Here is a 15,102-nt window from a genome sequence, read left to right on the forward strand (position 1 = left end):
ACCTGCGCACCCGGCTCCGGAGAAGGTTGCAGATGGTGTCCTCATGCTGCATGTGACCTGCGGAAACGCTAGACCTAGCTCATCAGTATCGATTACGGCCCACAATGGGCCCACGATCAGGACAGCCACAGTTTGAATGCGTAGAGTCTTCAGGTCGTGACGGATAGCGCTCGGTCTAGCACAACCGTGGTATGCGGTACGGGCAAAGGGGGGAAGCTCCTATGTCCTGTCAAGAGCCGGTGGTGGGCTTGGTACGGGTGCGTTGCCGCGGGTGACGATGCGATAGACGTCGCGAGCGATGTAGCGCTTGAGGCAGCGCAGGATGTCTTTCTTCGAGAAGCCTTCGCCGGTGCGGCGGGCGGCGTAAGCGCGACTACGTTCGTCATGAGCCAGGCGATTGAGGGCGATGATGTACAGGACGTGGGTGGCGTCGCGGTCGCCAGCCCGGTTCAGTGGAAGCGGCGGGTCTGGCCGCTGGAGGCCGGGATCGGTGCGACGCAGCACAGGTGGGCGAAGGCCGCCTCGTTGTGCAGCCGGTCGGGGTTGTCCCCAGCAGTGATCAGCAGTTGGGCGGCGGTCTCCGTGCCGATGCCGTGCTGGGCAATCAGCTCGAGGCGACCAGCGGGGCGAGCTGGGCGTCCAACTCGGCGATCTCCTCGCTCAGGTGCCGGTAACGGCGGGCTAGGCTGCACAGCGCCGCCTTGGTCGAGGCCGTGACCGCATCCGCCCCGCGGTCAGGCCGCAGCCGCAGACAGGCCGCCACGATAGTGCCCGCAGCACGCCCGGGCCGGCTCAACTGCTCGCGCAGTTCGGCCGGGGCGGTCACCAACAGCGCCTTGAGCTGATTCAGCGTGGCTGTGTGCGCTTTGACCGCGCCAGCCCGCGCCGCATGCAGGGCACGGATGCCCTCCACTCGCCTGTCCCTGGCCTTGGGCACCGCGGCGGCTCGTCCCGCCAGCGCCGCCTCTGCAGCGGCGTAGGCGTCGAGGGGATCGGACTTGCCCACCTTGCGCCGGGCCCGTCGATCCGGCCGGTCCACCTCGACCACCTTGACCTGCTGAGCGTGCAGGTAGCGGGCCAGGCACGCACCGTAGCTGCCGGTGTCCTCCACGCCCACCGACGCGAGTCGGCCCCGAATCTCGTAGCCAGGCCAGTAACTGCGTATACCCCTCACCGGTCGCCGGGGACTCGGCATCGGCCAGACGCCGCCCGTTCATGAAGATCACCGCGGCGTGGTGCGCCTGTCCATGGGTGTCCACCGCGCCGATGACCCGTGCCTTATCCCTTCTTACCCGCCATGCCGCTACCACCCATCCAGTTCATCCGCCGCTCTCTCACGAACGCATGCACCAACCGGCTGACGGACAACACAGTGATCAGCCACCAGACAAGCACCTGTCAGGTCACAGCAGCCCACCAGCACGCGTCAACGCAGGAGCTGACCGGGATCGACAGACCCCTTCAAGGCAACGACACCAGTGGGTACACGGGTCAAACCCTGAGCGGTCCTACCCATCAAGTCGCACTGTGGGCATACGCCCGCCGAGCAGGAACGGCGCGAGCGTGTATGGCTGCAAGCGGCCGAGTGGTTCGAGGCCGGGGAGTCGATCAAGACGGTCGCCGCGCGGTTACGGGTGCACGAGATGTCGGTGACCCGCTGGCGTAGGGCCTGGCGTGGGGATGGGACGCAGACGCTGCTGTCCAAGGGGCCGGTGTCGAAGGAGAAGCTATCGGCACGGCAGTGGAGCGGCTGGAGACCGAGCTTCGGCGCGGGCTGCTGGCCTGGGATATGACGAGGATCAGTGCTGGACACTGGCCCGGGTCAACACGCTGATCGGGCGGCTGTTCCATATCGGCTACCCCATCGAGGGCGTGGGCAAGTTGCTGCATCGCCACGGCTGCTCGGTCCGGGTTCCGGTGCGGCGGGCCTTGGAGAGGGACGAGGAGGCTATCGCTGCCTGGGAGGCCGAGGTGTGGCCGGTGGTAAAAGCACCGCGGCGGACCTGGGCGCCGGTCGGCGCCCGTCCGGTGGTGACGGTACGCGGCAAAGGCTCCGGCCGGGTCAACATGGCCGGCGTCGTGGCCTACCGGGACGGCGAACGCCCGCACCTGTTCTACCGCCTGCACATCTACCGCGGACGCAAGGGCGAGCCCAAGTCCTTCTCCTGGATCGACTACCGGGACCTGATCGTGGCCACCCACCAGTACCTGGGCGCGCCACTGGTCTGGTGCTGGGACAACCTCAACATGCACCTGGCCGGCCAACTCGCCGACTTCGCCGCCGAGAACGCCGAATGGCTGCGCATCGTCCAGTTACCCGCCTACGCGCCCGAACTGAACCCCGTCGAGGGCATCTGGTCCCTGCTTCGCCGGGCCCTGGCCAACTTCGCCGTCGCCGACCTGCCTGGACTCGTCCGGATCGTCAAACGCAAGCTGAAGGAGATCCAGTACCGGCCTCATCTGCTCACCGGCTGCCTGACCCAGACTGGACTCACCCTCGAAACCCCGGCAAACCCGTGACCGACCCTACGAATTCAACCTGTGCAGCTGGGGCCATGATTGAGTTGGCTGTCCCTTAGGCGCACTGATGCAGATGGCCGAATTGCAGAAGCTTTCAACCGTCTCTATGAGTGGCGATAAGTTTCTGCAGCTGCGGGCCGCTCTGCGAAATAAGATGAGGATAATCTCGAATGAGCAGCTTTGCCACGAGATCGTCAACACTTTCCCTGAGGAGGCTGCTGTTCACGCTGAGAAGCTCTTCACAGATGCCAAGAAAAGACCTGATCACGTCCTTGTCATCGTCCTCCTCCACGGCTGGCATAAACACTTCGACAACGACCTCGAGCAGATATTCGAACATACTGACGTAGGTTTCGCCGTCTTGCTCGGCCTCCGCTTCGAGCGCCTGAATGAATCGTCGCGCAGAGGACATCTTCCAAAGGATCTCCCGAGTTCGCCGGATGAGTTCTTCCAGGCTCACAAACTCGTCGAGATCAAAGTCGTTCATGGTCATCCCCGAGGGAATATTCGCCGAACACCGAAGTGATAGGTCAAGGAGGCATCAGGCCGATGCGCAGGCCCGTTTGATTGGAAGAATAATTATACCATTGTCGGCTGGGGTAGCCCGTACTCTTCGCGGAAATAATCGTCCACACATTGATCATTAGCTGCGCAGGCCGCGCTGGTGAGAACGAAGAGCAGATCACCCAGGACGCCTATCTTTTCGCTTAGCCCGATCATACCGCGGAGGAACCCCGTCGGCTTCCGGCCCGCCCCGGGAACATGATAATTCTTCGCGTTGGGATTGCGTTCCTGCCCGGGCTGCGGACGGAATTCTTGGCCCGTCACACTCTTGACCGCCTCGGTCTTCATTGTTTTAGCGATAGTGTTATTGAAATCCTTCAGTCGATCAGGGTTGGCCCGGAAAAAGCTTATGACATTGGGGTGATATTGTGCGCGATTGAGTACTTGCCAAATCTCTGCGAACTCTTTCGCCGCATAATATGCGTCGCTTGGCGACAACTTTATTTTACCCTTACTGTGATCCTCCAGGAGTTTGGCTAAGGCGTTAGCCAGCGCTGCCGCTTTGTTTGCATGATAAATGCCCTTGATTTTCATGCCGGTTCTGAGTTCAAATTCGAGCGCGGATCCGACCTTGCCGTCTCCGATCACTCCGCCCTTCACCTTGTCCGTCTCGTAGATCGCGTTCAGCAACGCTTTAAGCTTCTTATTGGTCACCCTGGGCGGCTTGACCGGCTTGTTGGCAACCCACTTGTACCCCCTGATGTGATGCGATTCGTAGAAAAGTTTACACTTGTCGCTATCTGCGGCCCCACATCCGGGATCTGGCATCGCACCGTAGCCGCCGGAGCCGGCACCAGAGCCGCCGTTACCCAGCGACGGGTCTGGCTCCTTGATGGCGAGCCACAGCAGGTACAGCGAGAAGTCCTCGGCATCCGGGGAATAATTCTCCATGAATTCCATCTGGGATGCCTCGCTGGCCTGCCAGAAGTCCTCCATGCCTTCGACGAGAGGGCGTCCGTTCGGCATGATCTTCCAGCCCAGCCGCTCAAGCTCATCCTGTCCGAGCCAGAACTTCTTTTCGTTCTCCAGCTCGATCACTCGCGCCCAGCTCGGGTCGACGGTAGCGCTGCCGCACGACTGGATATCGCAGGCGATCGCTCCACCTCCGATCTCTTGTCTGCCACAGCCTCCGATGCACGTTCCGCTGCCGACGGTGTAGTGGCCGGTGGGGTCGGCGCCGGTCATAGGTGAGGCGTTGGCGTAGGTGTAGCGGTTGGCCTGGACGGAGGGGCTGGGGCTGAGGGTGGCGCTGTCGCGGCTGGTGAAGGTGCCGGTGCCGGGCTGGTACCAGCGGGCGTGCATGTTGACCTTGCCGGTGTCCGGGTCGGTGTATTCGCCCTGGTAGCCGAGGTTCGTTTTGGCGCCGCTCTGGGCGGTGATGGTGCCGAACGGGTCGTAGGCAGTCGAGGTCTGCAGGCTGGTGGTGAAGGTGGCCACCAGGTCGCCGTGCAAGTCGCTGAGCGCCGCCACGGCCGCGCCGGTGCCTTCCATAAGGCCGAGCAGCCCGCCGCCGGGATCGCGGGCGTACTTGGCCTGGACGGTGCCGCTGTTGTCGGTGATGGCGGCCAGGTCGTTGCTCAGCCCGGCGTAGGCGAAGGTCTGCTTGATGGTGCCGCGGATGCGGCTGGTCATCCGGTTGAGGGCGTCGTAGCTGTAGAGGCTGTCGCCGTCGGCGATGAGCCGGTCGAAGGCGTCGAAGGTGTAGTTCGTGGTGGCCCCGGCCTTGGTGCTGGTGGCCAGGCTGCCGCGCGGGGTGTAGGTGTAGTCGGTGCCATCGCCGGAGGTCAGGCGGTTGCGCTCGTCGTAGGTGAACGTCGCGTTGCCGGCCTTGGTGCGATTGCCTGCGGCGTCCCACTCGTAAGCGGTGACTGCACCGCCGGGGGCGGTCCAGGAGGTGAGTCGGCCGGCGTGGTCGTAGCCGTAGGTGTTGCTGCCCGCCCCGGCCAGGCCCGTGGTGGTCTTGGTGGTGAGGTTGTCGTCCTTGTCCCAGCCGTAGGTGATCGTGGCGAGCTGGGCGCCGGAGCCGTTCTTCAGTGTCTGGCTCTTGACCCGGTCCATGTCGTCGTAGTCGAAGGTCTGGGTGCTGGCCGTACCGCTGGTGGCGGTGATGGTCTTCAACCGGCTGACGGAGTCGTAGCCATAGGTGAGCGTGCGACTGGTGACCGGGTCGGTGGTGGTCTTGAGGCGGTTGGCGCTGTCGTAGGTGAAGGCGGCGGTGCCGGCGGCGTCGATGCGCTGGGTGGGATTGCCGAGTCCGTCGTAGGTGTACGCGGTCTCTTGGATGGTGCCGCGCGAGACCTCCAGCGGCAGGCCACGGTCGTTGTAGTCAACCGTCAGGTCACCGACGGTGGTGCGGCGGCTGGCCAAGTCGTAGCCGAAGGTGCGTTCGGCCGTGGTGGCGCCCCCGCCCGCGCCACTCTCCTTGGTAAGCCGGCCGAGGTGGTCGAAGGTGCGGTCGGTGCGCACGCCGCCGGGCTGGATGGTGACCGTCAGGTTGCCGGCAGCGTCGTAGAGGTGGGTCCAGGTGCGGTCGGCCGCGGCCGGGTGCGCGGTAGTCGCCGGTTCAGTCACCGTCTCGGCCAGGCCGAGACTGTTGTAGGTGGTCCAGGTGGCGTTGCCGCGGCCGTCGGTGAGGCGGGTGGGGGCGCCGGTGGCGTCGTAGCCGAAGCTCGTGGTGATCGACTCGCTCGCGGAGACCGGTTCGACGAGGGAAGTGGTCCGGCCGAGCGCGTCGTAGGTCTGCCGGGTGAGGTGTCCTTCGGGGGATGTGGCGCTGGTGGGGTTGCCGGCCAAGTCGTAGCCGTAACTGTAGGTGCGCAACACGTCGCCGGCGGCGTTCAGGTCTTTGCCTGCAGTTTTACGGCCGGCCAGGTCGTATTCGGCGACACTGGCGTTCCCGTTGACGGTGCCGTTCATCTCGGTGGTCTTGATCAGGCGGCCGCTCAGGTCGTAGTCCATGGTCGTCGTGGCCGCTGGGTCGGTCGCCTTGGTGGTCTCACCGGCCGCGTTGACCTCGAAGCTGGTGGCCTTGGTGCCGGTTCCTGAGCCGGGGACGGTCTGCTTGATCAGTCGTCCGGCGTCGTCGTACTCCATGGTGGTGGTGTAGGCGGCGTTGGCGGGTTTGCGTTCGATCTGGGTGGTGGTGATCTGCCGGCCGAGATCGTCGTAGGTGGCCTCGTTGCGGGCGCCGGTCGGGTCGACGCTGGCGAGTTTCTCGCCGGCCATGTCGTACTCGCTCACCCAGACGCCGGCGCTCTGGCCGCCGGCGGTGGGGTCGGTGGTGCGGACCTGTCGGCCGAGTTGGTCGTAGTCGTAGGAGGTGACGTAGCCGCGCGGGTCGGTGGTGGAGATGAGCTGCCCGGCGGCGTCGTAGGCGTAGGAGACTGCCGAGGTGAGGGCGGTGCCGCCAGGTGGGGTGTAGCTGGGCGCGCCGGCTGGTCAGCTGGCCCGCCTTGTCGAACGTGGAGGTCACGGTGCGGCCCTCGGCGTCCGTCTCGTGGGTCTTGGCACCAAGCGTGTCGTAGCCGAAGTGGACGGTGGGGCGGGCATCAGCAGCTGTACCGGCCTTATCCACCTTGACCTGCGGACCTGTGGCCTCGACCAGACGTCCCAGTGCGTCGTAGCGCATCTCGGTGGTGAAGTCGGCCTTGTTGGCGCCGTCGGCGTTGCCGCGCGGATCAGTAGAGGTGATGGCCAGACCGCGGTCGTCATAGGTAACAGTGGAGACCAGGTCTACGTCGCCGTTTTCGACGGTCGTCTTGGTGACGAGGTTCGTCTTGTTGTAGCCGTACTCGGTGATCTCGGTACGGGTCGATCCGGCGCCGGTACGAGCGGCCTTGGTCGTGTTGCCGTTGGCGTCGTAGCTGAAGACCGTCTTGCGGTTCAGGTCGCTGGGGTCGAGGGTTTGCGAGGTCAGGCGAGCGGCCGCATCGTAGACGTACTCGGTCGTTACCTTTCCGCCGCCTGTAACCAGCTTGATCTGGTTGCCTGCGGCGTCGTAGGCGTGATCCTCCAGAACCACATCGCGTGCAGCGGTGGTGGAGCCGTTCAGCTTGACAGCGGAAGCGGTCTTCTGGGCCAGCAGGTTGTTGTCGAAGTAGGTGAACGTGGTCTTACGGCCCATGGCATCAGAGTGCGCGGCCAGGCGACCGCCGGGATCATAGCTGAACGACTCCAGCACCACGTCCTTGGCCGGCTGCGGGTTGACCGGGCTACCGGTCCACCCCTTCAGTGTCTTCGACGCCAGCTCACCACGCTTGCTGTAGCCGTATTCGACGACCGCACCCTTGGTGTCGGTCACCGTTGCCAAGCTGCCGATGGTGTCCCAGCTCTGGCGGACGACACCGCCCTCGGGGTCGGTGGCGGTTTCGACTCGGCCGTGGGTGTCGTAGGTGTAGACGGTGGCGCGCTCGGCGTCTCCACCGGTCAGGTCGCTGATGGTCTCGCTGAGCCTGTTGCCGTCCGGGTCATAGCCGTACGTGGTGCGCTTGGTGTGAGTGACGCCGGACACCTCGTTCTTCACGCCCGGCTCGGTCTGCGTTGCCACTCGCCCGACTTCGTCGTAGGTGATGGCGGTCTTGACCCCATCCGGATGGGCCTGCGACACCTCCGACTTCTCCCGCAGCCGACCCAGCGCGTCGTAACTCAGCTTGACCAAGAGGCCCTCAGGATTACGCTGCTCGGCCAAATCACCGGCCGCGGTGTAGGCGTAGGTGGTCTCGTTGCCTTTGAGGTCCTTGGCTGACTTCATTAAGCCCGCGGGCATGGCGCCGCCGCCGACCGCGGGCTCGGTACCGTCGGTGTAGACCTTGCTCGCGCTGCGACCGGTCGGGAAATCTTCCGTGGCCGCGGTGGTGACCTTGATCTCTTCGCCGAAGGCGTTGTGAAGCCACGAGGTCTGATACGTGTCATCTGTCGGCGACGCCGACCGTGCATCCCGGCGGGCGGTCTGCAGATCGTTGCGCGGGTTGAACGGATTGTCTGCATCGATGAAGTAGCTGGAGTACTCCATCGAGCAGTTCACGCCAGTCTTACGGCAGGTCTTCTTCGACAGCAGGTTCCCGCGCGCGTCGTAGGCGAACTCGACCACGTTGTTGTTGGGGTCGAACACCTTGGCTGGGTATCCGCCGACGTCATAGGCCCACTTCGTGGTCGCCCCCACCTGGTCGCTCTGTGATACCGCCCGGTTACCGCGCTGTGCGTCGCTGACGTAGGTGACGATGCCATTGGCCGGATCCGTCACCGTCACGGTGGCGAAGGTGGAGATGGTGGTCTGCTTGGCATAGACCGGCTCCGACAACGTCCACTTGCCGCCGTTGGCGTCAACGTGCGTCACCAGACGGCCACCGTCGGCGGCGTAGGTGTTGTCCGCGTTCACTCGCCCCGACGGCAGCGTGACCTTGGTCAGCTGCGGCTGGGGGTTGCGTGCGGCGTAGTGCCGCTGGACTGTTGGCGCGCCAAGGGGCTTGCCGTAGACCGCGACTTCATCGATGTCGCCGTTGAACGGGAACGCCTTGGTCGTGGTGGTGCTGGACGGCCAGGCTGTGCTTGCGTAGCCGGAGCCGATCCGGGTCTCCCATTGGTCGCCGTGCTTGATCTCGCCAGCCAGGGTGCCGACCTGTGCGCCGTCCAGGTAGAGCGTCTGGGTGTCCTTGTGACCTGACAGCACCACGTGGTGCCAGGCTCCGTTGTTCACCGTGGTGGCAGAGGTGATGGGCGTGTGGGCGCCGGTGTAGAACTGGGCGCGGAGTTTGCCGTCGGTGCCTACATACGCCACCGGTGTGAACGCCGACGGGGTGTTGTCCGCGGAGTTCTGCATCCCGATGATCGTGCCGGAAGTGGTGGTCTTGAACCATGCCTCCACTGCGAGCTCGCCGCCCTGGCCGCTGATCGTCGAACGCGGCAGCTGCACGAAGGTGGAGGTCGCGGCACCCTTGAACCGCATCGCCACGTCCGGCGACCCGCCGAGCGCGCCCTGGACCCCGACCCCGAGATCGGCCGGCGTGGTGCCGGTGAGCTTGGCCTGCTCCTCAGTGATGTTCCAGCCTGCCGAGGAGGCGACCTTCGTCCCCGTCGTGGTAGCAGTTTCGTTCAGCCGGTAGTAGTACTCCGGCGTCGAGTCCAGCACCACGCTCTTGTAACGGGAGGCAGCCGTGTACGCGTAGCCCGTGCACGCGGTAGCCGAGGTGGGCGGGCACACCTTCACCAACTGGTCGCCGTCGTAGGCGTAGGTCCAGGTCAACGGTTTACCGTCGACGGGGTCAGTGGACACGCTCGTGACGTGGTTACCGGTCCAGGCGAACGTCAGTGACCGGCCTCCGGTCGCGGTCACCTTCGCCAGCTTGCCGTCGGTGCCGCGGGCGAGCTCCTGGGACCGGCCCCGATGATCGGTGATCTTTGTGAGGTTGCCTGCTTGGTCGAACCAGTAGGAAGTGGCCGACTTGTCCATCAGCCGCCAACCGCCCCCAGCCTCGACGCTCAGCGTGGCGAACGTACCTGACGGGGCGGCGAACGTTCCGTCCCCCTTGGGGGCGAACCGCATCTGCTCGCCCGCCGGGTAGGTCACCAGGAGACTTCCCTGAGGCTCCACTTCGATCCGCATGTCCCACCGGGTGGTCCAGCCAGCGCCGAAGGCACCACTGGTGCGCGGGTCCAGGCTGTTGTAGGTACGGGTCACCGACAGCGGCGGACCCACGACCGCCACCGAGGCGTCGGTTGCCGTGTGGGCGTAGTTGCCCGAAACATGATTGAAGTCACGGCCCTGCGTGCCGCCTGCCAGCAAAGCGTTGATATTACCCTGCTCCACTGCCGGAGTGAAGGTACGCCAGGCAGAGGTCACCGTCGTGTAGGTGGTGGCGGCCTTGGCCATCCACGAGTACGTCTTGCCCCACGCCAGTTTCTTGTCCGGCACCTGCCACGCACCGGTGGTGCTCCACTGGGGCGAGCTTTCGCACCAGGTCCAGTTCGGGGCGGTGCCCTCACATACCTGGAACCAATAGTTGACCGGAGCTTCGTTCAGCGGGCGGGCGTTCGCCGACAGTACTGGTGTCAGTGTCCCGACTTGCGTGTTGTTCTCCGGGGAGAAGGTTTCGAACGGTAGGGCGCTGATCCTCGCATAAACCCAGTCAGACCAGGGGCTGACCTGACCGCCGGTGGTCGTCTTGGCCTGGGCTCGCCATCGGATCTGCCAGCCGTCCTTTAGCTTGTCCGCCGGGACGGCGATCCACGCTGTCGTACCGGTCGCGCTTTCGGAAGTGGTGGTCCCCGCCCAGATCTGGCCCGTCCCCTGCTCGGCAGCGGCTGGGTCGTGCTCGACCTCGACGCTTAGCTTCATCGCCCGGTTCTCTGGGTCGGTAATCTTGGCATACAGCCATGGCGTAAGGGAGCCCGCAGTCCAGGAGGCCGTGCCTCGCACCGCAGGGTCCATGCCGAGCCCTTCGACCGAAGGCTTCTTCAAGTCGATCTTGGCGTTGTTCCATTCTGACCACGGGCCGACTACGCCTGAGCTGGTCTTGGCCTGAACGCGCCAGCGCACGAGCCAGCCATCCTGCAACTTGGCGGCGGGAAGTTGTATCCAGGCATTCGTACCGGAGCTGGCGGCCTGCGCACCGGTACCGCCGTAGATCAGACCTGTCCCCTGACCAGCAGCAAGAGGATCGTGCTCCACCTCAACCGTGAGGAAGGACGACCGGCTCTCGGGGTCAGTGACCTTCGCGTACACCCACGGCGTCAACGACGAGACCATCCAGGAGCCGGACATCTGAGTCGCCGGAGTCATCCCCCAGCCAGAGACACCCGGCTTCTTCAAGTCAACCTTCGCCGACTGCCACCCAGACCAGACACCGCTGACGCCACCTGTGGTCACACCGCGCACCCGCCAGCGGATCAGCATGCCGTCGGTAAGTTTCTCGGCGGGGACCTGGCAAGCAGCGGCAAGCAGTGGACCGACAGCGGGACCGTACACGACCAGCGCGGGCTCAAGCAGCGAGAGGAACGAGAGGTCCGTCCCGTGCCGATCCCACCGGAACTGGTTCGCATACTGCGAGCGCACCTTGAGGCATTCGGAACGGCCCCGGACGGACGCCTGTTCCGCAACGAGCGCGGCGGAGTCCTCGGCGCATCTACCTACTCGCGAGCCTGGGAAGAGGCCCGCCGCTTTGCCCTAACCCCGCAGCAGGTCGCCTCACCCCTTGCTGGAAAGCCCTACGACCTGCGCCACGCTGCCCTGTCCACGTGGCTCAACGCGGGCGTCGATGCGACAGAGGTAGCAGAGCGCGCGGGCAACAGCGTGGAGGTCCTCCTCAAGCGGTACGCCAAGTGCCTCGATGGGCGCGACAGTCAAATCAATCGCCGAATCGAGGCAGCCCTAACACCTGAGGAGGTGCCTTCATTCATGTGACTATGAATCACCAGCGCGACCTGCATGGTCGGGGTTGTAGGTCCTGACCATGCACAGTCGACACCAGCAGAGCGAACCTGCCTAGCTCTCCTAGGTTTCGCCTCTACGCTCTGCATCTTACTATGTCTCATGACCCGTAGTTAATCTCTTGATCGTTGATATCACCGACCTGCCGAGGCTGGGATCATCCGCATACTGACGAAGTATGCTGACCGTTTCCTCGTTTCCCACATATTCCAGCAATTGAATAATGCTAAATATTCTGTCGGGGTCACTGAAGCTGTCTATAGACGACAGCTCCTCTCGATGCAGGAAACCCCATTCGAGTATGTTACGCAATTCGCTCGGAAAGAGTTCGATCAGTCGCTGAATTACCGATGCTCCTTTTCCGCGAGTGATGTTACGCGGAATCATCCAATGAATCGGATCGACGGACGCGTTCAACAGGTCACCCTGGAGACTTCTCCAATGAGGTGCGCATCGCTCAGCGACGACAGAATCAATTTCCCCACGATGAAGCCAAAAAACTATAGCGGCATAGTGTTGCCAGGCCAACTCATCTCGCGTCTGACATTTGACCAAACGAGGCGGATCACCACAAAAGAGGGCGTAGCCTTGTATGGCAAGAAGGAAACATGCATAAGCCTGCTGCTTGAAAGGCGTATCGGTCTTGATCTCCCCAGTCCAATATTCGAATACAGGAAAAGATCGCGAATCCGCGCGTTCAAGGAGTTCAAGGAGAATCCAATCGAGCCAGAAATTGTCCACAGATGAGCCTATGGCTGCACTAACGAGTAGCATTGTAAGCTGATCGTGTGACAGCGCGCTGATTGCCTCAAGATATGGCTGCGCAACCACATCTTCAAACTGATTAGCGACAATTATGTAGGCTGCTCTAGCATTCTCTTGATTCGTCGGATCAAGCAGAATGCGATCTATTGCAGACGTGATCTGACTAGTGTCTCCTGGATACTCAATCAACCCGTACGCATCCAACGTTTCGACGAGTTGAGAAGAAAGCATAAAATGGTCCGTGTGCATCGTATTCAGTACGTCTACAATTTCCTGATGCACCGGGTGTTCTTCGATCAATCTAGCAAACGACTGAATCGTTTGGAGCCCTTCAAGTCGAACATGGTATGCACCGCTTTCCCAGGCTAGTCGCATAAGATGAGGACACATCTCGGCGGCAGAGATATCGTCCCTCATAGCGAGCAGAAGGGACAGAAGAAGCAGCCGCCCATAGCTCCCTTGATGTGCAGTCTCTAGACACTCGCCGAGCCGTTCAGTAGCAATTTCGGAAGGCGTGCCATCAGCTTTCCGCCACTTGAACGTGTGCTTGGCGTGTCTGCTGGACTCCGTGATAATTGAGGCGGCTGTCCTATGCCCACCACTGATGAGGCCCGTATATACGGCAGACACAATGGCAGAGACGACTTCATCCCTCAGGTCGTCGCCTGCCCATGCATCTGCGGCCTTCATACAGACTCGATCGGTGGCATCTAGGAGTCGGATGGTGTCAGCGAAAAAGTCACCGCGATGAACCATCGCACCAACGGCAGCAAGCGCGGCGCGATCCCCGGAAGATAGTTCGCAAGTCCCATGAATAGCAATATCAAGGCGGGGACCAACCCGAATTTCCACCTCCGCCATAGCATGTGTTGCCTCGTGCAAGAGCTTCTGCGCCTCGAACGTTACCGCTCTTTTCGCTTCGTGACCCAAAGTTCCCATTAGGGCATTGATGTATAGGCTCGAGTCGGCAATCTTATTCAGCAGTTCGCATACTCTTTGAGGTTCTTGCTCAAGCTGGACAGACATGGTTCTTAAGTCGGCGTGACGAGGCTTGGACAACTCGTTCATCAGCGCCTGAACCGTCGGATTCTGGATTCGTAGCTCTTCCAAAGCAAGGAAGCGCCCAATCAGCTCATGGGTGAACGCAAGTCGTCCTTGCTCAATTCTAACTAGCGCACAAGAAAAGACTTCATCCGTGATACTAGGTGTGCCTGAACGCTCCGCGAGTCGCCGATCCGCGATAGACCACACGTCGTCAAGAGGAAGTGTGGTCGTAATCCGTGAATCCATCACTAATGCTAGCTGGCGCAGAATATCACGAGTAAAGCCAGGCGATCGAGTTGAGCTTAGGCGCTTGCGTATAAACGCAGCGAAGAGGTCAGCTCGAGTGATCCTGGTTCGAACTTCAGCCGAGCATTCGGCTGCAATGGCCAGTTCGTAAGACGTAGAAAAGGGTTCGCAGAAGTCCAATATCTCCGGGGCGCCGTAAGATGCAACTATAGCTTGTCTCTGTTCGGCACTTAGGGCTTCAATATAAGCTGCCTCTGCATTGATGGTAGAGGGAAGCGAGATGGCTGATTGACTGGTGGCTAGTAGTTTCATCGTCGGCATGCGCAAACATGCTGCGCTCAAGTCTCCTAATAGCTGTTCAAGCAAGGAAGGAGGACATTCATTACAGCCATCGAGGATCAGCAGGACCTGACTATTCGTGAGTTGAGCAGCGTCAGACAAAACTGAGAACGTTGCTGTCGAAAATCTAGCGATGCTTCGCTCAATCAGCCGCGACAGCCTTCCTTCATAGGCGCCGGCCTCCACGAAGATGGGCACGTAGTCATTAGCTAGAAGCTCTAGCGTCACATGTTTGATCAGGTGCGTCTTACCCGACCCGGCCGGGCCGACTATTTGAAGGTACGGTATGGTCTCTAGTTTTCTATGGAGCAACGTAGAGGGAAGGACTTGATCTGCGAACCGTAGCGAAAGTGGAACTAGCTCATGTAGCTCACGTCGATAAAAGCGTGCAAGGCGCTCCCGGTATGCTGCTACTAGATCCTCGCTCTCAGAAAGTGATATGTTTCGCTCAGTCGTGGGCTCGGCGCGTACCAAGCCTAGTTGCCGTATTAATGCTAGCCACTGATCTTGACTCCAAGGCGGCCTCTTACCGGGAGCGAGAGCGAACTCTACGAGTTCCTTATATCCTAGCGTCCTAGCTTTGTAATCGGACGGCACATGGGAGCCTGGGGCTAGGCGCGGGAAAACGCATACTACACTATCAAATTGTGTATAAAATTTGCCAGACGGCCTTGGAATCTGCTCGTTGGAGTTTGCAAGGATGTGCATGTCATCGCTAATAGCCATCTTGCATTGAACGGCTTGCGAGTATGGGTTTTGCCGGTCAATGACACGCCTCTCGCCATCTGACATTGCGGATGTCCATTGGCCGTTCTTGCCTCCGCTAAGAACGCCGTCATAATTCTTCAGCTCTACATGTACGACGTGATCGTCCGTCACTATTAGGAAGTCAACTTGTCGCGATGAGCTATCAGTATAGAAATTCGCTAGAATAAATGCGTGCATGCCTCTGCGATGCAGTTCGCTGCTGATCGCTTCAAGGAACGCCTTCTCAGAGGGGACTTCCGGGTTCTCGCCCCAGAAGATTTCGACGGTGCTCATCTTGACTCCACTGTGACACTTCGCCGTCGCTCCTTCAAGGCGGGACATGCGTACAGCTCCGGGCGCCAGGATTGATCACGCGTGGCCGGCACAAGAGTGGGTGGGTGAAGGTCGTCGAAGGCTTCGCTAAGCCAGCAGCCAGCCAAGATCGGAGTTTG

The 15,102-nt window shown here is 61.8% G+C and carries 6 protein-coding genes and 2 pseudogenes; 3 read left to right on the forward strand and 5 right to left on the reverse strand.

Annotated elements, in window-relative coordinates:
- Window positions 1-219 precede the first annotated feature (219 nt).
- A pseudogene (locus tag ABD830_RS54390) lies at window positions 220-1,310 on the reverse strand (IS110 family RNA-guided transposase).
- A 204-nt stretch (window positions 1,311-1,514) separates the two neighbouring features.
- Between ABD830_RS54390 and ABD830_RS54395 the strand changes: the two are divergent.
- The 3 genes and pseudogenes from ABD830_RS54395 to ABD830_RS32620 all read left to right on the forward strand — a co-directional run bounded on the left by ABD830_RS54395 (window position 1,515) and on the right by ABD830_RS32620 (window position 2,520).
- Entirely contained in the window at window positions 1,515-1,793 is a 279-nt protein-coding gene (locus tag ABD830_RS54395) for a helix-turn-helix domain-containing protein (RefSeq protein ID WP_378520741.1), read from the forward strand.
- A pseudogene (locus ABD830_RS54400) lies at window positions 1,681-1,911 on the forward strand (helix-turn-helix domain-containing protein); the annotation flags it as partial. The gene ABD830_RS54395 and the pseudogene ABD830_RS54400, both read left to right, overlap by 113 nt.
- Before the next feature lie 69 nt (window positions 1,912-1,980).
- Window positions 1,981-2,520 (forward strand): transposase, encoded by a 540-nt coding sequence (locus ABD830_RS32620; protein ID WP_344996118.1) that lies wholly within the window; start codon window positions 1,981-1,983, stop codon window positions 2,518-2,520.
- Between the two features lie 94 nt (window positions 2,521-2,614).
- Here the strand turns inward: ABD830_RS32620 and ABD830_RS32625 are convergent, their stop codons facing one another.
- From ABD830_RS32625 to ABD830_RS32640, 4 genes are all read right to left on the reverse strand, one after another.
- Entirely contained in the window at window positions 2,615-3,013 is a 399-nt protein-coding gene (locus ABD830_RS32625; protein ID WP_344996120.1) for a hypothetical protein, read from the reverse strand.
- An 86-nt stretch (window positions 3,014-3,099) separates the two neighbouring features.
- Window positions 3,100-6,177, reverse strand: a complete 3,078-nt coding sequence (locus ABD830_RS32630; protein WP_345002188.1) for an RHS repeat domain-containing protein — start codon at window positions 6,175-6,177, stop codon at window positions 3,100-3,102.
- Window positions 6,080-11,134: a LamG-like jellyroll fold domain-containing protein gene (locus ABD830_RS32635; protein ID WP_344996123.1), complete on the reverse strand. Its 5,055-nt coding sequence runs from the start codon at window positions 11,132-11,134 to the stop codon at window positions 6,080-6,082. Before ABD830_RS32635 ends, ABD830_RS32630 begins: the two co-directional genes overlap by 98 nt.
- Window positions 11,135-11,602: 468 nt before the next feature.
- Window positions 11,603-14,944, reverse strand: coding sequence for an NERD domain-containing protein (locus tag ABD830_RS32640; protein ID WP_344996126.1), 3,342 nt, complete (start codon window positions 14,942-14,944; stop codon window positions 11,603-11,605).
- Window positions 14,945-15,102: the final 158 nt, after the last annotated feature.

The organism is Nonomuraea helvata, assembly GCF_039535785.1.
Lineage (GTDB): Bacteria > Actinomycetota > Actinomycetes > Streptosporangiales > Streptosporangiaceae > Nonomuraea > Nonomuraea helvata.